Source organism: Sphingobacterium tabacisoli (genome assembly GCF_017908035.1).
GTDB classification, from domain to species: domain Bacteria; phylum Bacteroidota; class Bacteroidia; order Sphingobacteriales; family Sphingobacteriaceae; genus Sphingobacterium; species Sphingobacterium tabacisoli.
The window spans coordinates 121,203-143,941 of sequence record NZ_JAEQMU010000007.1 but is presented as its reverse complement, the minus strand read 5'-3'; the positions used below and the strand labels follow the sequence as shown (position 1 = coordinate 143,941).

The window sequence follows — 22,739 nt, the reverse complement described above, 5'->3', positions numbered from 1 at the left end:
TATGCAATTTTTAAACTTTAAGCGGTCTTTTTGCCTAAAGACCATTAGTTTGCTTTTTTTGCTGATGCAAACTGTTGTAACGTTTGCCCAATCTGTGCTGAAAGGCCACGTTCTTGATGAAAGGAGCAAACCTGTCGCAGGGGCGAACATTAAGTTAAAGGGAAAGGCAGCCTCTGTATTTTCGGATGGTAAAGGTTTTTTTCAAATTAATTCTGATAGCTTTCCTGTGACTTTAGAGATTAGCTATGTCGGTTTTCAAGCAAAAGAACAGGTTGTTAGGACTGCAGATAATGTGACTGTTGTATTGACTTCAAGCGATAAAGAGATTGATGAGGTTGTGGTTGTAGCTTATGGTACGCAAAAAAGAAGCAATGTTGTGGGATCTGTTACGCAAATATCTGCTGATGATATTAAAAAAGCGCCATCCATGAATATTACAAACTCGCTCGTCGGGCGAGTCCCTGGATTAACAGGATTGCAACAGTCGGGAAGACCGGGTGCTGATAATACATCATTGTATTTACGTGGTGTAGGCACGTACGGGGAAAATCAATCACCATTGGTCATCATCGATGATATTGAACGAAGCTTGTCCACTTTGGCGTATTTAGACCCTAGTGAGATTGAAACTATTTCATTTCTTAAAGATGCAGTAGCCACCGCGGCATATGGACTGCAGGCCGCAAATGGTATTATTCTCGTCAAAACAAAATCTGGACGTAAAGAGGAAACGAGGGTTTCCTATAATTTTGGCTATAGTATTGGTCAGAATACGAGGTTTCCCAAATTTTTGAATGGACCAGATTATATGGCTTGGTACAACAAAGGGACAGAACTAGATAATGATTTTTTACTGAGCACCAATCAGGCTCAGGTGGGATTAGTTTACAGCCAAGAAATGATTGACGCTGTTCGTTCCGGTACCAACACAAACCCGTTATTGGGAAATACGGACTGGGTAAGTTTGCTGACTGATAATAATTCTTATTCACAGCATCATGCGGCGACTATTTCCGGAGGAGGAAGTAAGTCGCAATATTTTGCTTCTATAAGTCACATGGATCAAGATGGGGTAATTGATAATACTGGATTTAAGCGATACAATGTCAGGACAAATTTGAAAAATGATATCAATGATTATCTTACACTCACCTTAAATGTTGGGTTACGTAATCAAGTTAGTAATACGCCTGGGATTTCGCCGGATAATTCAGAATATATGAATCCTTTTTATCAAGCGGTTCGTATGTTGCCTAACTTACCGATGTATGCACCCAATGGTCTTCCGACGGCTTACCAAGCTGGTGCTGGTTGGGTGAATCCTGTCGCTTCTGTAGAAAATTCGGGATATCAGAAGTATAAATCCAATATATTTCAAGGGCAGGCGAATCTTGATTTTCGTGTGCCAGGGGTAGAGGGACTCGTGTTGAAGGTACAAGGGGCTTATGATTTTACTGGAAGAGAGGGCAAAAGGTGGACCACGCCTTACCGTACTATGGGACGTGCCCGTGATCAGGTGACAGGTGATTATATAGCACTGGATGTGGTGCCGGGTATAGGAAAAACAACGCTTAGACAGGATTACCAAGCATCTTATAGAAAGACGATGCAGTCGAGTTTGAACTACAGCAAGACTGTGGGAGATCACACCTTTACGGGGTTGGCCCTATATGAATATTCCGGGACCAAGGGCAATATTTTTGCAACTGGGGCTAGTAACTTTCCAATTTCTATTATTCAAGAAATTAACTACGGATCAACAGATCCCAATGATCTAATTGCGGCTACGGGCTCTAGTGATGCGGAAACGGCAAGAGCGGGGTTCGTAGCGCGTTTAAACTATGCTTATCAAGATAAGTATCTTGTGGAGTTGGTATCGAGGTGGGATGCTTCGGCAAACTTCATTAAGGAAAACCGTTGGAAGTCGTTTCCTGCAGTGGGATTAGGCTGGATTGTCTCTCGAGAAGATTTCTTTGCAAAAGCTTTGGAGACGGTTGATTTTCTGAAGGTGAAAGCCTCCTATGGTAGAGCCGGAAATGATCGTGCCCAAGTAGGTACCTTCCCTTACTTATCTACTTTTTCTCAGACCACGATTAATAATACTGTACCGCATGGGCATACTCCTCCTGTTGTAATCGGAGGAAAACCTGTAATGCCTATCTATACCAATCCTTTGCAGAATCCAAAGTTGAGATGGGAAGAGTCTACGATTATGAATGTGGGGTTTGAATCTAGATTCTTAAATGGAAAAGTGGGTTTTGATTTTGAATGGTTCTACCGTCTTACAGAGGATATACTTGAGCGTGTTAATAATTTGTACCCAGGCTCTATAGGTGGTTATTATCCGGCGTTAGTTAATGTGGGTTCTGTAGATAATAGAGGTTTTGATGCACAGTTGCGTTATAATGATCGCGTTGGGGAGTTTAAATATGGTATAACAGGTAATGTGAATTGGGCTCGTAACCGCATTTTAAAAAGAGATGAACCTGATGGTACACCAGCATGGAAGAGTTTGATCGGTAAGCCTGTCGGTACCAAAATCGGATTTATCTCTGATGGCATAATTCAAGATTGGGAAGAGGCTAGAAATACCCCGACACCTAGTGGAGGTACTTTGGCTCCTGGGTTCTTTAAATTCAGAGATCTTAATGGAGATGGCAAAATCACCGCGGCAGAGGATCAAACTTACATTGGTCGCTCTAATGTGCCCGAGTTAACTTTTGGTTTGAATATAGATTTGGCTTATAAAGGGTTTGATTTTTCAGCACTGTTACAAGGAGCAACTAAGGTAAATATTAGTTTGGCAGGTACTTATGAGGGGTCTTCAAATACTAGCGGTGTTGATGACAATACACCATTTACAAGAGCATTTTATAATTACGGAAACTCACCTTATTTCTTAGTTGAAAATTCTTGGAGACCAGATAATCCAAATGCTGAATTTCCACGACTGAGTGCTTATAAAGCAACTGGCATCTCTAATCAAAATGGTTTTTCTAACTCAGGATGGGTGCGCGATGGAAGCTATTTAAGATTGAAGTCTGCTCAGTTAGGCTATACTTTTTCTAAAGCAATGTTGCAAGAGATAAAAGTTGAAAATATCAGACTGTTTGTTTCTGGCTCAAACTTGTTTACCTGGGATAAATTAAAGTATATCGACCCCGAGATGCCTAACGTAAATAACGGATTTTATCCGCAACAGCGCATCTTTGAATTTGGCTTAAATGTAACTTTCTAAGGAGGTCTGATTCATTATCTAACATTAAGTGATTCTCATGAAAAATATTAAAACAACTATAAAAAGAACGAGTGTAGCGATTTTAGCACTGGTGGCTATATCTTTTCAAGGGTGTAATCTGGATCTGAGTCTACAAGATCGTCTTGTCGAGGAGAGTGTCTGGTCGGATCCCAATACCGCCGAGTTATACGTTTCAGGTATGTATGGGGTATTTCAAAAGTTTCAGTTCGGTAATTTCCCGAATCTGGGTTATAATAATGCTATGGATGCTTTGGCAGATGGTATGAAATTTACTTCCAATACTTTAGGAAATGGTACTGTCAATACTTTGATTTCTAATTCGAATTATTTCTCTCCTGCTACAGTAGGATTGAACTTTTGGAATCCAGGTTTTGTTGGGATTAGACGTGTTAATGAAATGCTGGAGGGAGTAAGAACAAAATCTAAACTAAGTGAGGAACAAAAAATAGTGTATGAGGCAGAAGGTCGTTATGTCCGAGCTTATACTTATTTCTGGTTGGCAAAATTGCATGGCAGCCTTCCTGTTTTTAGGTCATTAGGCGATTATAATTCGAAAGATAAACCGCGCTCTAGTGAACAGGAAGTTTATGATTTTATGATTGAAGATTTAACTTTTGCCGCTGATAATCTACCAAAAACAAATCTGAGCGGACGCGCAACTAAAGGTGCAGCTTATGGTATGCTGTCGCGTGTAGCATTGTATGCTGGTTCAATAGCAAAGTATGATAACAAGCAGTTTAATACGGATGCTCTGACAGGAATCCCACAAGCAAAGGCAAAAGAATATTTTGGTATAGCCGCCAATGCTGCGACAAAAGTTGTTGAATTGGCAGAAGAAGGCTTGTATGCGCTGGATGCTGATTTTGCAGGGATATTTAGAAAGAAAGATACTAAAGAAGCTATTTTTAGGGTGGATTATCTAGCTCCTAATATAACACACGATTATGACTTGGGTTATGCCCCTCCGCGTGATGCCGCAGGAAATACACTTGTATACGGGGTGCCCACTGCAGAACTGGTTGATGAATTTGAAATGGCAGATGGTACTAAGTTTTCCTGGTCTAATCCTGTGCATGCCGCTAATCCTTATAATAATAGGGAGCCTCGTTTTGAAGCAACAATTCTACATAATAACTCAATTTGGAAGGGACGTGTAGTCAATACTACGGAAGCCGATGTTGTAGAAGGTTTTGTAGAGTTTGGTAAAAGCGGAGATCCAAAGCGGACAGTTACAGGGTATTACGCAAAGAAAATGTTGGATCCGAACAATACGACTTTTGTTGTGAATAAGAGTACGCAAAGTTGGGTTGAGATGCGGTATGCAGAAATTGTCTTAGTATTGGCAGAGGCCAAAGCACAATTGGATGATTATGCTTCAACAACGACCTATATCAATATGTTACGGAATAAAAGAGGGCTTAACGCTATTAGTGTTTCGGGTAATACTCAGGCGATGCAAGCTATAGAGCATGAGCGAAAAGTAGAACTAGCTTTTGAAGGACACCGTTTTTGGGATTTGCGTAGGTGGAGAAAGGCACATATCGAATTGAATGGTAAGAAAATGACTGGTCATAAAATCACTGGATTGGGTACGGGGTATACATACGAGGTTGTTTCGGCAGACGCAGTCAATAGAAGTTTCACTGGAAAACTTTATTACTTGCCAATCCCAGAAAATGAGGTGCAGCTGAATTTAGGGCTTAATCAAATCTTTGGTTGGTAATCATACGTTCACTTAAAAATTATGAAAATGTTATTAAAAAATATAGTTTACGGCGCCCTCGTTTTGTTGGCTTTTAATGCTTGCCAGAAGCCAGACTATGGGCAGCGGAATGATAAAAAGACCTTGGCGGATATTTATGCCACGATAGAAGGAAAAGCTACTGATCGTTTGTTTAATAGTACCTTTGCGAATGATACTTTCTTTGTAAATGTAGATTACTATTACCCTATAGATTCGGACAATGAAGTGAATCTGAAACGTATGCTTTTAAGAGCTTCTTTGCCTGCAGATGCTCAGATAGTTCCCGGGCTTAATGGTTTCATTGATCTGAGTGAACCCCGAACCTTAACCGTACGGTCGGGGACAGGCGAAGAGCAGAATTATGTGATCAAAGCCTTGAAAAGGGGAAGTACGGCGTTAAGTAAAGCGACAATAACTGTTGGTACCGATGTCGTGGAAGGAATTATAACAGGGAAAACCGTGACCTTTTTTGTTCTCCCCGGTATCGATGTGAGTAAGGTAAAGTTGGAATATGTAATCAATAAGCATTCAACAGGATCTATTGCAAACGGTAGTACAGTTGATTTAGGAACTGGATCTAAAATTTTCAGTGTTTCAGCACCAGGTGATGCTAAATCTGACTATACTTTTGTTGTTAAAGAACCCGTGAAGAAGGATAGTGGTTTGGGAATTAGCCGTCGGTTATTTGTGAAAACTGCGGCGGATTTAGGTTTTTCAGCAAATAATGAAACTTCTCTGTTCGTCAGTGGTGATTATGTAGTTATTGTTACCAGAAGTAGCCCGTCTGTATTTAAAGTGTACAATAGATTTACTGGTGTATTTTCGCACAGTATAACTAGTCCTTTGCCTGGAGGGCGTTTGTCATTTCAGGGAATTGGTGATGGAACTGAGTCATTTGCGATTACCAGTTACACACCTGTAAATAATGCTTTTATTGTATACAGGTATAATAATGTAAATGATAAAAATCCAGTTAAGCTGTTGGAGTGGACAAATGTGAAACCAGCCACTGCCCCTGGTGATGGAAGTATTGGACGTAAGGTGGCATGGGCAGGAAGTTTGACTGGTAAGGGAGTAATGACGGCATCATTGGCCAATAGTAGATTCTTTTATGAGTGGCGGATGGAGAATGGTTCATTCACAAGTACACAGCCTGTTTTAAAAGAATATAAGGATGGTGAAACTTCGTTGGGGTTCTTGGCAGAGTATGTTCCGATGAGTGCTAATGAGGGGGCTAACTATATCGCAAGTGCAAATACAGAATTGGTTTACCTCTCGGGGTCGAACTATGGACGGATTGCTAGTTTTCCAACAGTGCCAAATACAGTGATGAATAATTCTATCGCCTATATCAGATTCAATAATGCTGATATTGTCGCCCAGTTAAAATTGATCGAAAAAAATGATAATTCACAGATGTTCGTCTATGATATCACTAATAGATCATTGATTGGAACATCTATTTCGGCTCCTAATTATAATGACTTACGCGTGTATCAATCTGAATTATTCTTGGGAAATGCTAATTTGAACGCTACTGGAGATATTTGTGTTGGTGCTTCGGAGAATGGTGAGCGTCTTCAAGTTTATATGCTAAGTACATTTGGATATTTGGTGTGTCATGAGTTTACTACCTATGCTGACTAAATAATTTCATTCCTACCTTCTAAATTTACTTTAGAAGGTAGGCTGTTTTAGAATTATCCTATACCTTATTATGCGATTAACTTTATTGTTTATTTCCGTTTTATTTCTTTCCTGCTCTTCTGCTGCGAAAGAAGAGAAGACTACAAATTATTTTATCAATCGAAACATTTTATGGTTTGATGCTACCGCCAATTTCGATCGTTTCTGTGTTAAAGATTCGATCGTTTATTACCTCAAAAAATCAAAGGATGCTGGGGTGACAGATATTGTTGTCGATGTAAAGCCGATTACCGGAGAGGTCTTGTACCCGAGTAAGATCGCTCCTGTTATGACTTCTTGGGGAGAGAGTAAGGTTCAGAAAGATCTGTCATGGGATATGTTAACGGTGTTTATTGAAGAGGGGCAGAAATTAGGCTTAAAGGTGCATGCTTCTACCAATGTATTTGTGGCAGGGCATAATTATTTTGATCGCGGGGTGGTGTATAGTGATACAGCAAAAGCTGCTTGGCAGACAATGTCGTATCTACCAGAAGGATTTAAGTTGATAACGGAACAAAAGAACAAGTATTCAGCCATGATTAACCCGGCTTTACCAGAAGTACAAGCCTATGAGCTGTCTATATTGAAGGAGCTGGTCGGATTGTATCCTAAATTGGACGGCATTATCTTGGATCGTGTTCGATTTGATAACTTGAACGCAGATTTTTCACCAAAGAGCAAAGCTTTGTTTGAGAAGCATCTGGGAAAAGAAATTACAGACTTTCCTGTTGACATCTTTAGTTTCAAGGGTAAAGAACGGATTGATGGCCCATTGTTTAATGACTGGTTGCAATGGAGGGCCACAATTATTCATGATTTTATTTTAGAAGCCCGTAATGAAATCAAGGGGATTAATCCGAACATCGTTTTTGGAGACTATACAGGATCTTGGTATCCGCTTTATTACGATGTCGGGGTTAATTTTGCAAGTAAGGATTACGATCCTAGTCTAGATTTTCCTTGGGCAAACAAAGCTTATAAAAATACCGGGTACGCAGAATATCTTGATTTGTTTACTACCGGGAACTATTATTTTGAAGTAGAGAAGTCTGAATTGTTACAGAAAGCAGATACTACAGAGAAAACGTTAGAATCTGGATTGGTGGTGAAGAAAGATGATTGGTATACGGTAGAAGGATCTGCAGAACTGGTGAATAAGGTGACTATGGGAAAAGTACCTGTGTATGCAGGGCTTTACGTGGAGCAATATAAGGAACATCCAGAGCAATTTATAAAGGCTCTTAAGATGTGCCGTTCAAAATCGCAAGGTGCGATGGTGTTTGATATTGTGCATATCATCAATTATGGTTGGTGGGAACAGCTCGCTGAAGGTCTTAAAAAATAATGTGTTGTTTGTTTGAGTTTATAGGCGGGTTTTATCCCGCCTTTTTTATGAATTGGTTGCTACGTTGCCTGAAATACGACTCTGCTCTTGATTTGTATTATTAATAAATAGTGTAATAAAGACTTTGTTTTTAAAATAAATTAAAAATAAATTGATGTTTCAATATTTTTTTTCTTATTTAGCGTTTTAGATACCTAATTATTGACTTTATGATACATAAATTTTTGTTGAATAGCATTCTTATTGCAGTTATATTATTGCAGTCTGCATGTAATAAAAAGGAAGAAGTAGGCTTATATTCAATTTATCAGCTTGATAAATATAAAACTCCCAAGCCTGTAATTGATTTGGATACAACGGTTTGGCAAAAGCAGCAGGGGTTGATGTCGACATTTCCGAAAGGAATAGCGGTTTACAAAAGTAATCAAGCCGTGAATGGTAAGGCAACCAACATGTATATATTGGCTTTCAATCCCAAGCTGAATCTGGAGTTTAAACCTATTATGTCAACTACAGCAAAAACACCTTCAACATTTTTTAGCGAAGAGGCCGGCGAGGTGTATGCCTGCATAAATGGAGGCTTTTTTGGGACGGGAGCTAGTTATAGTTTGGTTTTATTTAATGGACTTAAGAGTGCAGATAATATTAAGAGTTTGAATAGAACTTTAGGTGGGGTAAGTACTCCATATTACCCGACACGTGCAGCATTCGGATTAAATAAAGAGAATAAGCCATCCGTTTCATGGATATACACTTTAAGCAATGGAGTTTATGCTTATCCACAACCTAGTCCTAATGAAGAGGGAAAAGCGCCTCAGGCTGTTCCGACTGCAAGTTTTCCTGTAGGAGGTAGTTTGTGGGAACAGAACAGTGCGATTGGTGGGTCACCTATGTTGGTTAAAGATTCTAGTGTAAATGTAACTGATGTACAAGAGCTTATCGCTGTAGATAATACATCTTCCCGTGCTAGATCGGCAATCGGTTATTTGAAAAACGGTAATGTGGTATTATTTGCTGCAGAAGGTGGTAACAAGGATGGGGCACCTGGTTTAACGTTAAAAGAAGTGGCGCAAGTAATGCTTCAGGTAGGGTGTGTCGGAGCAGTGAATTTAGATGGAGGAGGATCTTCATCGATGGTTGTCGATGGGGTTACTACGATAAAGCCTTCAGATGTTGCAGGTGAGCGTAAAGTAGTGAGCGCAGTATTAGTTAAAAAACGATAGATGATATGCAGAAGATTTTTTTACAATTTATTTTAATCATTGCCACGACGATTCAGCTTGGCTATGCACAGTTGAAGACGGATGTTGTTATTATTGGTGGTGGCGCTAGTGGTACAATGGCTGCGATTCAAGCATCTAGGCTTGGTGTAAATGTAGTTGTTCTGGAAGAGACGGTATGGTTGGGAGGTATGTTGACTGCTGCTGGGGTCTCCGCAATTGATGGAAACCATCGTCTGCCATCAGGACTGTGGGCCGAGTTTCGCCAAAAGCTGTATGATTATTATGGTGGGCCAAAAGCCGTCGAGACGGGTTGGGTGAGTAATACTTTATTTGAGCCGTCTGTGGGTAATAATATTCTACAAGAAATGGTAAAAAGAGAAAAGAATATACAGGTTCTCTTTGAGACAACTTGGTCTAAAGCCGACAAGACTTCCACAGGATGGATCGTAACAGCCAAAGATAAAAAGGGTAAAGAAGTAAGCGTTGAAGGTAAAGTGTTGATTGATGCTACAGAGCTAGGCGATGTAATGGCTTCTCTGAATGTACCTTACTACCTGGGAATGGATAGTAAGTCATTGAATAATGAGCCTTTTGCGTTAGTAGAAGGAAACGATATCGTTCAGGATCTGACTTACGTCATCACTCTAAAAGATTTTGGAAAGGGGGTCGATAAGACTATCAAAAAACCGAAAAATTATTCGAAGGAAGAGTTTGCAGGTTGTTGTGATGTTTCGGATCCGGCTACGCTCCTTAAAGATAATAACGACTGTTTTAAGATGTTGACGTATGGGAGGCTTCCTAATAATAAGTTTATGATCAACTGGCCTAAAAAAGGAAACGATATTTATCTGAATATTGTTGAGAAAACTCCTGCCGAACGCGTCAAGCTATTGGAAGAAGCCAAGCAGATGACATTGCGCTTTGTGTATTATATCCAGGCTGAATTAGGTTTTAAACACTTGGGGATAGATTTTAGCGAATATCCGACCAAAGACGGTTTTCCTATGATTCCTTATCATAGAGAGTCCCGTAGGCTTCAAGCGAAGTCGCTATTTTCCTTGCAACATATCATGACTCCTTTTGAAACTCCAGAATCGTATTATCGTACCGGAGTGGTCGTGGGAGATTATACAATCGATCATCACCATTATAAATATGGCAATGCTCCCGAGATTGATTTTGTCAAAATCCGTGTACCCTCATACAACGTGCCGATGGGGGCCTTGATACCAAAAGACTATGAAGGTTTGATTGTAGCAGAAAAAAGTATTGGCGTAAGTAATATCGTAAATGGTGCTACCCGCCTTCAGCCTGTAGTTTTGGGCATTGGTCAAGCTTCAGGAGTCGTGGCCGCACTAGCTGTTCAAAAAGGAATAAATCCATCCAAGGTTGCTATTCGGGATGTTCAATCCACTTTGCTTGATCATAAGGCCTATATCATGCCTTATATAGATGTTCCTTCGACAGATCCACAGTTTAAAATCCTACATAAAATAGGGGCGACGGGTATACTACGAGGTATTGGAATTCCATACAAATGGGCGAACCAAACTTGGTTTTATCCAGAACGTGAAATCAGTGGCTATGAACTGATGCTAGGATTAAGAACCTACTATCCTGAATTGTTGAACAATTGGACTGCTTCTGGCGAGCCTTTGAATGTCAGGGATCTACAGGAAATATTCTCTGCGATTGGAAAGCAGATTACGCTTAATGAAGTTCAAGATATTTTCGGTCAAACTGGTATTTCTGGTTTGGTGAATGAAGAAACGAGATTGGATAGGAGAAAAGTTGCGGTCCTATTAGACCATCATTTGAAAGTTTTTGAAAAAAAGGTTGATTTCAAAGGTAATCTGATTCTGGCAAATAACTAAGCTTTTTAAGACTAACCAAAAATAATCTAAAATGATAAAATATAAATATTGGTCTGCAGTAGGTGTAGCCATCTTCTGGATAGGTGCAACGCTATCTTTAGCACATGCTCAGGTGCGTCAAATCAGCGGGAAGGTAGTCAATAATATTGGTACTCCAGTCGAAGCTGTAACAGTGAAATTAGAAGGAAGTAATATTACGGTTCAAACTAATAAACGGGGAGAGTTTGTTATTAATACGGATCGTCTTAAGGGTAAGTTGTTGTTTAACTCGCTTGGGTACGAGCCTCAAAACTATGATTTGGATGGACAGACAGTTGTTCAGATAAGACTGGTCGAAAGTAGTTCTTTGTTGGAGGACGTTGTTGTAATTGGATATGGAGAGCAAAAGCGTTCGGATTTAACAGGATCCATTGGGTCTGTGAAAATGAAGGATTTACAAAAAGCTCCAGTGAAATCATTTGATGAAGCATTAGCTGGACGCGTGGCAGGGGTTCAGGTAACTTCCTCAGAAGGACAGCCAGGTTCTAATATTGATATTGTGATTCGCGGTATTGGTTCTATTACCCAAAACACGGGGCCTCTCTATGTTATTGATGGTATGCCTGTCGAAAACCCCAACGATGGAAATGCTGCTGCAAACCCTATAAATGCGTTAGATCCAGCAGATATCGAGTCTATAGATATTTTGAAAGACGCGTCTGCAACGGCAATTTACGGTGCAAGAGGTGGTAATGGTGTTGTGATCGTAACGACCAAGCGTGGTAAACTATCCGCTCCAAAGGTCGGTTACAATACATATTATGGTTTTCAGAATAGCTCTCGTAGACAAAAGGTGTTAAAGCCTTATGATTTTGTGAAGTTGCAATGGGATATTGATCCTGTCAGAACAAAGGGACTTTACCTGCAGGGGGGCGAAGTGGATATAGAGGATTATAAGTTGTTGGATGGTATCAATTGGGAGAATCAGGTCATGCGGGTTGCACCTATGTCTAATCATCATCTCTCTTTGAGTGGAGGTACTCCGCAAACGAAGTATAGTGCATCTTTATCACGGATTAATCAGGAGGGGATTATTCTGAATTCCGGTTTTGGTCGTACTCAAGGCCGTCTGACATTGGATCAACAGGTGAACAAGAAGTTGAAAGTTGGTTTAGATGCTAATTACTCAAACTACAAGAATTACGGAACCCCTACATCTACGTCAAACTATAACCACGAACTCAACTTGCTATTTAGCGTTTGGGCATTCAGGCCAGTGTCGGTTACGAATACAAACCTTTTGGAAGAAGGGCTAGATCCTGAAATTGAGCAATCCCAAGAGCATCGTTTTAACCCGATTATGACCACGCAGAATGAACTGCGGGAAAACTATGGTACTACGTTCACAGTGAATGGATATGGAGAATATGAGATTTTGAAGTCTCTTAAATACAAACTATCAGGAACGTACTATAAGGGTAATAGGAGGTATGATACTTATAATGGAGCTAATTCTCGGACAGGACATGAATTTACGAATTCGCAGTTAAATGGTTCACGCAGTTTTATAGAGTCTGATCGCTGGTATGTTTCCAATCAATTGACATTCACCAAGACCTTGGCAAAGAAACATTATATCAATGCGATGGCTGCATTTACAGCAGAACGAGCTTCGAGTTTGACTTTTGGTGCTTCGGCTATCCGTCTACAAAATGAAAACCTTGGCCTGTCAGGCTTGGATGAAGGCGAGCCTTCAAGTATTACTTCTACAACCTCAGCAGCAACAATGGCTAGTTTTATGGGACGTGCAATGTATTCTTATGACTCGCGCTATATGCTGACTATCACAAGTCGCATGGATGGTTCTTCACGATTGTTAGGTGATAATGTATATGGTTTTTTCCCTTCATTGGCAGGTGCTTGGCGTATCAATAATGAAAAGTTTATGAAAGATCTGAACTGGATGTCTAACGCTAAGTTAAGGGCTTCTTGGGGTAGAACTGGGAATAATGCCGTAGGGAATTTTGCTGCTCATGCAGCTTTGCAAAGCCAAAATACGAGTGGTTACAGCTTTGGAGGGAATATTATTAGAGGTGTAATACCAACATCATTGGGTAATGCTGATTTAAGATGGGAGACCTCGGAACAAACGGATCTTGGTCTGGATTTAGGATTTTTTAATGAGCGTATTTCTTTAGTATTGGATGTATATCGCAAAAAGAGTATCGATTTGTTAATGAATGCGGGAATGTCCCCATCAACAGGATTTAGTACTTCAATCAAGAATATTGGAAAGATTCAGAATGATGGATTGGAGATTACATTGGGTTTTGTGCCTATAAAGAAAGCTTTTACTTGGTCTTCTGATTTTAATATTTCCTTCAACAGAAATAAGGTTTTGGCATTGGTGGATAATCAGACAGCACGACTTACTGCAATGGGCTGGGGGGATGATTGGAGAACCGTTCCTGGATATATTGCTAAGATAGGGCAGCCTGTTTCTCAGTTCTATGGTTTGCTTTGGGATGGAGTATATGGATATGATGATTTTGATTTTGATGGAGCAAACTATACTTTAAAACCAACTATTACGACCAATGGTACAACTACTGTACAACCAGGACATATTAAATACAAGGATCTGAATGGAGACAGGATCATCAATGACGATGATAAAGTCGTAATAGGTAATCCTTTACCAAAGCATTTTGGTGGCTGGTCAAATAACTTTGCTTACAAGGGGTTTGATCTGAATGTATTCTTGCAGTGGTCTTATGGTAATGATGTGATGAATGCTAATCGTATTATTATGGAGTCTGGCTATAAATACAACACGAACCAGTTTGAGAGCTATAAAGATCGTTGGTCTCCTTCCAATCCAGAAGGAACTTTGCCCGCAGCAAAAGGTGTGATCTACAAAACCTATTCGAGTCGTGTGGTAGAAGATGCTTCTTTTTTGAGATTAAAGACAGTTGCCTTTGGCTATAATATACCGTCCGAATATCTCAACAAGATCAAGATTGCGCAAGCCCGTATTTATTTTTCGGCTCAGAACTTACATACTTGGACAAACTATTCGGGATACGATCCAGAAGTATCTGTGCGCAATTCGGCATTGACGTCTGGATTTGATTATTCGGCTTACCCAAGGGCTAAGACCTACACATTTGGTTTAAATGTTACTTTTTAAATTTTAATTGAAGTAAGTAATGAAGAAGATAATTTTATATAGTCTTTTAGGAATCTCTACCCTTTTAGGGGCCTGCGATAAATTTTTGAATGAAAATCCGACGGATTTTGTAGCTCCGGCCAATTATTATAGAAATGAAAAGGAAGTTCTATCTGCACTGAGCGGGGTATATGATGTATTGGGTAAGTCTGCAATGTATGGTCGCTATTTGTTTTTCGAAATGGATATGAGTGATGAAGGATTTTTCGCTTTGTCTAGTAATACGCAAGATATTGCGCTTTACAATTATGATATCGGTGATACCAAGTTGTTAAATACATGGACTGCATTGTATGAGGGGATTAATCGTGCTAATATGCTTTTGGAAAACATTGATAAAGCAGATATGCCTAATGCAACTCGCGAAGTGTATAGAGGTGAGGCGCTGTTTTTACGTGCTTATTATTACTTTGTATTAACCTCGAACTGGGGAAGAGTGCCTTTACGTCTTCAGGCCACGAAGTCTCCTAGTGAAGTCGATATGAAACCTGGTACACTGACAGAAATCTACACGCAAATCGTCAGTGATATGGAGCTTGCAGCGGATAAGGTCGCGGATGTGACTTCTTACCCGCATGCTGGGAGGGTGTCAAAGTCAGCTGTGTGGGGAGTCTTGGCACGTGTCAACTTAAAGATGGCCGGAGCACCATTAAGAGATAAGTCAAGATATACGCATGCAAAAAAATGGGCAGGAAAAGTTATTGATCTAGGTTACCATCGCTTAAATACAGATTATACTCAGGTATTTAAAAATCACGCCCAAAAAGCCTATGATACTAGAGAATCAATATGGGAGGTCGAGTTCGCGTATATCTCGGGGGCACAGTATGAGGAAGGTTCGGTAGGATCTATCAATGGTATTGGTACGTCAAATACAGTCATTGGATACAGTTATGGAGCGCAAAAAATCATGAAGTCTTATTACGACTTATTCAAAACAGGTGACGAACGACGTGACTGGAATATCAACGATTATTACTATGAAGCTGCTCCTAGCACCAATAGAATCCTATATACAGGAAGTTCTGCCACTATATATTATAATCGTTGTGCCGCGAAATGGCGTCGTGAGTACGAGAAAACAGGTGTCAAAAGTACAAATACTACAGTTATCAATTTCCCTTTATTGCGGTATGCTGATGTCTTGTTGATGTATGCAGAAGCCGATAATATGCTTCCTGGGAATCGGAGTTCGGAGTCTGATGAGTACGTAAATCAGGTAAGAAGAAGAGCTTATGGTAAATTGAGAGCTGGCGCTGTCAATGTCAATGAAGCAGATCTACCAGCTGGATTAGATGAGATTGATTTTCAGATCGCCCTCCAATCGGAACGATCCATGGAATTAGGTTTTGAAGGACAGCGACGTCTTGATCTGATTCGTTGGGGAATATTTGTGCCAACGATGAAAGGTTTGATCGCGTATAAGTCGTCTGCAAATGCAAGTTATCAATATGGTTTTCGAACAGCGGAGAATATTACAGAAAGAGATACTTTATATGCTATCCCAAGGGATGAAATGGTGGTTAATAAGTTAATGAAACAAAATGCAGGTTGGTAATTTTAAAGCTATCACAATGAAATATCCATGTAGCTCAGGCTTTACAAACAAGAATGAATATAGTTTGGATATTCCATATGGCTATTAAAAGACAAATTATATACATATGAAAATAACAAAAATATTATATGCTGTTGCCATCTTTTCAAGTATGATGGTTTCCTGTGTCAGAGATGAAGTGGCAGTACCTTCTGTAAATGTTACTACAGCCAGGGAGATATATAAAGTTAATGAGGAGGTTCGATTTAGTTTGAATGGATCGGCTGATATGATTACGTTTTATTCTGGTGAAAAAGGGAAGGAATACAAGCACCGTAACCGTGTAGAATTAGAAGGTGGAGATTTACGACTAAATATCGAAACACAGGTGTTGTATGGTATTCAGCCGAATAATTTAAAGCTATTGGTTTCGACCAATTTTAATGGGAAATATACAAAACAGGATGTTGAAACCGCTAAATGGACAGATATAAGTGATCGCTTGACTTGGTGTACTGCTGCAAACGGAGCTGTGGGTGTGCGTACAGTATCGGAATATGTAAGTATTAAAGATCTAATAGAACCTGGTAAACCCGTATTCTTTGCGTTTAAATATGTCGGATTAGCTTCCACAACCGGTAGTGCGCAGCAACGAACCTGGCGTGTATACCAATTTAATGTTCAAAATAGATTTTCAGATACGGAAACCATCCCGGTAACCAATCGTGCTGGAGCAGCATGGAATTCTGTCACCATATTGCCTTCAGATAAGGGTGTTTGGGTATATTCGAATGCAGATATGATTTATTACAACCCAGAAAGTAATTTGCTAGACGTAGAAAAATGGTCGATTTCAAAGCGTTTTGATCCCAATAAGGTGAGTCCAGATCAAGGAACAGCTATCAAGAAATATCCCGATAGTGATATGGAAGAGTACGTCTACAAGTTTACAGCTCCGGGAGAATATGAAGTATCCTTTGTGTTTGTAAATGGGAATTACAACGATATCCAAGAAACAGTCAAAACAGTCAAAGTAACCGTAAAATAATTTTATGAAGAAGAATATATTTGGTTTCATCCTTTTTGGAGGAATGTTAAGTGTTAATATCAGTGCGATCGCACAATCCTCACAGCAAAATTTTTATGCAACAGAAAACGAACAGAAAGTTGTTCGTGAAGGAAAAGTTGGCAGTATTTTAAAGCTAGATGGTTTTCTGAGAACTGATTTTCCTAAGATTGAGTTTAACAAAACGGTAATGCCAGGTCCTCAGTTTATTATATCTGATGATCCTGAATATATCCGAGTGCCAGAAGCTATTGCATTACAGGAAAATGTCGTGCCTGGAGCAGTACGTTTATATGTGTATAATGTTAATGGAGTAAAAGAACCTCAAAAAATTAAAAGAAAAATTACGGCTGTTATCAAGAATACGGGGACAGAAGTAATGTCTTTGCGTATGCTGAAATATTCCTCTCAGAGACCAAGCACGAATTACTTCCAGGTGGGTAAACAGGGCTTAGAAGACTATTTCGCCTCTAATGTCACTAAGAACGTGCGGCAGGTTAAACCTGGTGAGGTGATCGCTATAGATGAACAATTAGAGAAAAATATTGTAGCGTATGATGAGCTGGTACATGGATTTTATGAGTTTGTCGTAGATCAACCGGCACAGATTTCTGTACTGCAGACATCACCAGAGGTAAGTGGTCCTAAAGCTTTTGAACGAATAAAGAATGTAATCCCTCATAGTCATGGCAATGCTGGCCGGGGACTTTTCGGTACGTCTAACTATGCTGTCTCGAGTAAGGATACTTTAGACACGAAATCGGGTATTACTCAGCTTATTATAGCGGATGGAAAAGATGACCCTTGGATAGAAGGAACAATAGGCGAAGCTAAAGCATATGCGCGGAATGCGGGGAATTATGGTGTTTTGTACAACACGAAGATAAAGTGGAAAAGTACAGACGGCAAAGCATTAGCATTGGTCACTTGGAATTCGCGTTCTGCAGATAATAAATGGTGTGGAGGAATGGGATTGGCAATGGAACTGTTTGATAATAATGGGAAAAAAGTTATTAGACAGCTACCTAGCGATGCGTTAATTACAAAAGCGGCACCCGAGCTCATCTTAGTGGAAATATATAAGCCAGATCCATCAAAAGAGGTTCAGGAGATTAATTTTACCTACTCACCTCCAGGGGCTTCCTGTTTGCCAACGCCATTGATTTTAGTCCCAATAGATCTATAGTTCGGAATATGAAGAGTCTCTTATTTGCCGTAACGATTGGATTTTGCATCTCCTGTGCACCTGCAAAGAAGATGGAAGTTGTAAAGCCGGAGTTGCCCCAAGAATCGTCTAAGTATTTCCCAAATGAGGTTAAGCCTGCGGCAAGCAAACCTTGTTTTCAGGGAGCCTATTACCGCAAGTTGGTTTCTAGTGTAGATCATTGGGTTGGGATTAGTGGGACGGCAGTATTGCCACAGATTACTTTTGACCAGACCCGAAAAAATCCAAAGAAAGAGCAACAGTTTCTTGATAATCCATCCATTTATCTGGGTGGACATGTGGATGGGCAGGAGACGGATATTGGTTTGAGTTGGGAGGTCATAAAGGATGAAAAAGGCAATATATCTGACGCACGGGTTGCATTTCGTCCATTTTTACGGAGAGCCTCTCACAAATCAGGTCAACAAGCGGTATTCTTAAACGGTCCAGCTACAAAAGATTATTATTGGTATCCAGGAGAAGAGGTTTTTATGTCAATAGAAACAGTTGGGAAAGGACTGGTGAAATTTGTCATTGAAGGTGCAGGAAAGAAGTATGAGACGACTTTTGAATGTGCCGGTTATACGTTAGACGGCCTTGGTGAGTTTAAAAGGGTAAATGCGATCGATCAAATGGGAAATGAAGGTAAACCTGTCCAGCCTACTACAACCAAAGTAAGTATGGGAAAATGGCTCCATACCGATCTTTTGCGTTATGAAAAAGGTAAAGTTGTAAAAACTCCTTTTCACGATGGTAGGTATACAGAAATGAACTGTCCACAACAACAGTTCTTCAAGGTTGACGCTTCTGTAGATGAAAAATCAAAAGGGGCCGAGGTTGTACATATCAGTGGCTCTGGCTTTTAATATAATACGATGAAAAGGAATTATAGTATAGATTTATTGCGTGGGCTCGCCATAATCGGTATGGTGTTGGCAGCGGTTATTCCCTGGACCAATGACTTCCCCGCTTGGATGTATCATGCACAGGTCGGACCTCCGGATTTTAAATTTAATCCCAATAATCCAGGAATTACGTGGGTGGATTTAGTATTTCCTTTTTTCTTGTTTGCTATGGGGGCAGCTTTTCCGCTGGCACTCCGGGGAAAATTGGAAGCAAAACAGTATGCTGTAATCGGAGTAGGTTTGCTTCGACGTGGATTATTGTTAGTTTTCTTTGCTATAATGTTGGCCTATCTAACTCCTGATAACTTAAAAGGGGAGAAATGGGTGAACTATTTAAGTGCTTTGGTGGCCTTCGGTGCTTTCTTTCTAGTTTTTTTACGCTTTGAAGGAACCAAACTTAAAAAGAATGGCATACAGATTTTAGGCTTTTTAATTTTTGCTTCTTTAATCTATTACCACAGTACAATTCTGGGAAATACATTTGATAAGTCTAAAAGCAATATTATCATTCTTGTATTGGCAAATATGGCCGTATTTGGTTCCTTGTTTTGGTTGTTGACGGCTAAGAGCTTTCTGTTACGTATCGCTGTTCTAATCGCATTTATGGGGATTTGGTTCACGAAAGATATTGCCGATAGTTGGACTTCGTACGTATGGAATTTTCATCCTGATCTAAAGTGGTTTTATAATTTTTCTTTTTTAAAGTATTTATGCATTGTGCTGCCAGGTTCTATTCTAGGGGATTTACTAATCACAAACAAGGATATTACTAATCGCGTGTTTTCAGATCAAGAACGGCCCAAAGCTGGGGTACTCACCTTGCTGTGTTTTGCCTTTGTGGTATTTCACGTTGTGACTTTGTACATGAGGCTGTTGGGGTTGAATCTTTTGGGACACGCTCTATTTGGGCTGTTGTTTCTTCTTTTTTTTAGGAAGTACAACGAAGGTCAATTTGCCTTTTATAAGACATTAGTAAGTTGGGGTTTTGTATTTGCTACAGTTGCCTTATTCTTTGAACCTTTGGATGGTGGTATTAAGAAAGACCCCTCATCTTTTAGTTATTGGTTCTTAACAAGTGGTCTGGCATTTCTTTTTTACATCGTATGTGATTATCTAACGAAGTGTTTTCCAGATAACATCTTGATAACTTCTGTCGTAAAAAATGGACAGAATCCAATGATTGCTTATTGTGTTTCCGCTTTTTTCATAACGCCTATTCTTGGACTACTGCACCTATTGCCATTCTTTGATACATTGGCTGCTGTAAATCCTTATTTAGCATTGGTGAGGACCTTTGTTTATATTTTTTTAATGGTGATCGTGACCAATTTTGCGACGAACAAAAAATGGTTTTGGAGATCATAAATAGTTTATTATTTGAGTAATATGAAGATAAAGCATGTGTTAATAATTGCTTCTATGTTGGCTTCTATAGCTGTAAATGGGCAGATAAAGACGAGTATCGATAGCAATTATGTATTTAGTGGATACACTGAAAGATTAGATCAATACCGCAAAATGCCAATATTGAAAGGTGCTGTTGTTTTTTTAGGAAACAGTTTAACTGACGCCGGGCGTTGGAATGATATTGCGCCTGATTTGCCAATTCTAAATCGAGGAATTAGTGGAGATATTTCATATGGGGTTTTAGCGAGATTGGATGAGGTATTAAGACATGAACCGCAAAAACTGTTTTTAATGATTGGTGTGAATGATTTGAAAAGAGGTGTTCCCACGAGCAATATCATTCAGAATTATGAGCGTATAGTTCGCCGTGTCCAAAAGGAATCTCCTAAGACCAAGATTTATCTCAATAGTATTTTGCCGATTCTTCCTGAAAAACTAATCGAATCGTTTAAGGCTGTCAATAATGCTGATATCGCGATATTGAATGATGGTTTGAAGCGTATTGCGTCAGCTCATAAGCATGTCGAGTTTGTTGATTTGCACCCAATCGTTGCTGATAGGAATGGTAATCTCCGTGCGGAAATTACGCCAGATGGTATCCATTTGGAAGTGGCTGCTTATGTTGAAGTTGTTAATTATTTAAGGAAAGTAAAAGCACTATAATTATGAAAAAGATGGTTATGGGTTTGTTAGGTTTTTTTGGTTTGTTCTCAGCTTTTGCTCAAGATAAATCTCAAGATAGTACCTACAATAACTGGTACTATGAAAGTCGCGAAAAATTGTATAATGAACTAAACGCTGTTAAATATGATGTTGTTTTTTTTGGAAACAGTATAACAGAAAGAGGGCCTTGGCAGGAATTGGTTGGTCGAAAATATAAAATTGGTAACAGGGGAATCGGTGGTGATAATACTTTTGGCATGAAAGCCCGTATAAAAGGAGCTATCAGTTCAAAACCTAAGAAGATCTTTTTAATGATGGGTATCAATGATGTGGGCCGTGGTTTGTCTACAGCATGGAGCTTAAAAAACTACGAAAAAATTATTCAAACTATCCAAAGAGAAAGTCCTGCGACTAAAATCTTTGTACAAAGTACGCTGCCATTGAATGAAGCGGTGCTTAAATACGATTATCTTTTTGGAAAGGAACAAAAGATAAAGGACTTAAACAGCGGCATTATGGAGTTAGCTAGAAGGTATGGTGTGATCTACATCGATGTCAAATCCGTACTAGCTGATGATTATGTGTTGAAGAAGGAATTTACCATGGATGGAATTCATGTGAACACGGAGGCTTATATAAAATGGGTGAATTATTTAAAAGCAAATAAATATTTATAGATGAAGATAACAGGAACTTTTTTGGATGAAATCAGCCATGATATCCCTCATCAAAACTGGGGTAGAGCGGAATGGGATCGTGATTTTGGCTATATGAAAGCCGTAGGTATTGATACTGTTATTTTGATCCGTAGCGGTTATCGTCGATTTATCACCTACCCTTCACCATTATTGATCGATCGAATGGGGTGCTATGAACCACCGGTCGACTTGGTCGAAATGTTTCTTCAATTAGCTGATAAGCATGGTATGAAGTTTTTCTTCGGACTTTACGATAGTGGTAAGTATTGGGATACAGGAGATATGCAGCATGAGATAGATGCCAATCGTTTTGTGATTGACGAAGTGTGGGCGAAGTACGGTACGTATAAAAGTTTTGGCGGATGGTACTTAAGTATGGAGATAAGCCGTCAGACTAAAGGCGCAGCAAGTGCTTTTCGTATACTGGGAGAGCAGTGTAAAGCAGTCAGTGGAGGGCTCCCAACATTTATTTCTCCATGGATAGATGGTAAGAAGGCTGTGATGGCAGCTACCTCATCCCTGACAAAGTCTGATGTTGTATCGCTTCAGGAACATGAGCGGGAATGGAACGAAATTTTTGATGAAATTCATACCTCAGTAGATGCAGTTGCGTTTCAAGACGGACACATTGATTATCATGAATTGGAAGACTTTTTTAGCGTTAATAAAAAACTGGCGGATAAATATAATATGGAATGCTGGACTAATGCTGAATCTTTTGATCGGGACATGCCCATCAAGTTTTTACCGATCAAGTTTGAAAAATTAAGATTGAAACTGGAAGCCGCGAAAAAGGCTGGGTACGATAAAGCAATTACATTTGAGTTTTCTCATTTTATGAGCCCTCAATCAGCCTACCTGCAAGCGGGACATTTGTACAATAGATATAAAGAATATATAGAAGCACTGAGCAAATAAAG

Annotated in this window: 15 protein-coding genes; all 15 read left to right on the top strand. The window is 39.6% G+C overall.

Going from position 1 to position 22,739, the window contains the following annotated elements; translation table 11 throughout:
- Positions 1 to 64 precede the first annotated feature (64 nt).
- Positions 65 to 3,238, top strand: a complete 3,174-nt coding sequence (locus JKG64_RS21130; protein WP_210356257.1) for a SusC/RagA family TonB-linked outer membrane protein — start codon at positions 65 to 67, stop codon at positions 3,236 to 3,238.
- 37 nt (positions 3,239 to 3,275) lie between these two features.
- The gene (locus JKG64_RS21125; protein ID WP_210356256.1) at positions 3,276 to 4,982 is read left to right on the top strand and encodes a RagB/SusD family nutrient uptake outer membrane protein; all 1,707 of its coding nucleotides are present in this window, start codon (positions 3,276 to 3,278) and stop codon (positions 4,980 to 4,982) included.
- A 21-nt stretch (positions 4,983 to 5,003) separates the two neighbouring features.
- A complete protein-coding gene (locus tag JKG64_RS21120; protein WP_210356255.1) occupies positions 5,004 to 6,650 on the top strand; it encodes a DUF5018 domain-containing protein in 1,647 nt (548 codons plus the stop codon).
- Between the two features lie 70 nt (positions 6,651 to 6,720).
- Positions 6,721 to 8,034, top strand: a complete 1,314-nt coding sequence (locus JKG64_RS21115; RefSeq protein ID WP_210356254.1) for an alpha amylase family protein — start codon at positions 6,721 to 6,723, stop codon at positions 8,032 to 8,034.
- Between the two features lie 209 nt (positions 8,035 to 8,243).
- The gene (locus tag JKG64_RS21110) at positions 8,244 to 9,257 is read left to right on the top strand and encodes a phosphodiester glycosidase family protein (protein ID WP_210356253.1); all 1,014 of its coding nucleotides are present in this window, start codon (positions 8,244 to 8,246) and stop codon (positions 9,255 to 9,257) included.
- A 5-nt stretch (positions 9,258 to 9,262) separates the two neighbouring features.
- Entirely contained in the window at positions 9,263 to 11,131 is a 1,869-nt protein-coding gene (locus tag JKG64_RS21105; RefSeq protein WP_210356252.1) for an FAD-dependent oxidoreductase, read from the top strand.
- A 31-nt stretch (positions 11,132 to 11,162) separates the two neighbouring features.
- Complete coding sequence (locus JKG64_RS21100; protein ID WP_210356251.1) at positions 11,163 to 14,300, top strand: SusC/RagA family TonB-linked outer membrane protein; 3,138 nt, start codon at positions 11,163 to 11,165, stop codon at positions 14,298 to 14,300.
- A 19-nt stretch (positions 14,301 to 14,319) separates the two neighbouring features.
- Positions 14,320 to 15,897, top strand: a complete 1,578-nt coding sequence (locus JKG64_RS21095) for a RagB/SusD family nutrient uptake outer membrane protein (RefSeq protein WP_210356250.1) — start codon at positions 14,320 to 14,322, stop codon at positions 15,895 to 15,897.
- A 106-nt stretch (positions 15,898 to 16,003) separates the two neighbouring features.
- A complete protein-coding gene (locus JKG64_RS21090) occupies positions 16,004 to 16,924 on the top strand; it encodes a DUF5017 domain-containing protein (protein WP_210356249.1) in 921 nt (306 codons plus the stop codon).
- A gap of 4 nt (positions 16,925 to 16,928) precedes the next feature.
- Positions 16,929 to 18,128: a copper amine oxidase gene (locus JKG64_RS21085; protein WP_210356248.1), complete on the top strand. Its 1,200-nt coding sequence runs from the start codon at positions 16,929 to 16,931 to the stop codon at positions 18,126 to 18,128.
- Positions 18,129 to 18,136: 8 nt separating this feature from the next.
- Positions 18,137 to 19,012, top strand: a complete 876-nt coding sequence (locus JKG64_RS21080; RefSeq protein WP_210356247.1) for a hypothetical protein — start codon at positions 18,137 to 18,139, stop codon at positions 19,010 to 19,012.
- A gap of 9 nt (positions 19,013 to 19,021) precedes the next feature.
- On the top strand, positions 19,022 to 20,416 hold the full coding sequence (locus JKG64_RS21075; protein ID WP_210356246.1) for a DUF5009 domain-containing protein: 1,395 nt from the start codon (positions 19,022 to 19,024) through the stop codon (positions 20,414 to 20,416).
- Positions 20,417 to 20,470: 54 nt separating this feature from the next.
- Positions 20,471 to 21,121 carry a GDSL-type esterase/lipase family protein gene (locus tag JKG64_RS21070; RefSeq protein ID WP_210356245.1) on the top strand — a complete coding sequence of 217 codons (651 nt, stop codon included), beginning with the start codon at positions 20,471 to 20,473 and terminating at the stop codon, positions 21,119 to 21,121.
- A 2-nt stretch (positions 21,122 to 21,123) separates the two neighbouring features.
- Positions 21,124 to 21,798 carry a GDSL-type esterase/lipase family protein gene (locus JKG64_RS21065; protein ID WP_246512741.1) on the top strand — a complete coding sequence of 225 codons (675 nt, stop codon included), beginning with the start codon at positions 21,124 to 21,126 and terminating at the stop codon, positions 21,796 to 21,798.
- Entirely contained in the window at positions 21,799 to 22,737 is a 939-nt protein-coding gene (locus JKG64_RS21060; protein ID WP_210356244.1) for a DUF4434 domain-containing protein, read from the top strand.
- Positions 22,738 to 22,739 lie beyond the last annotated feature (2 nt).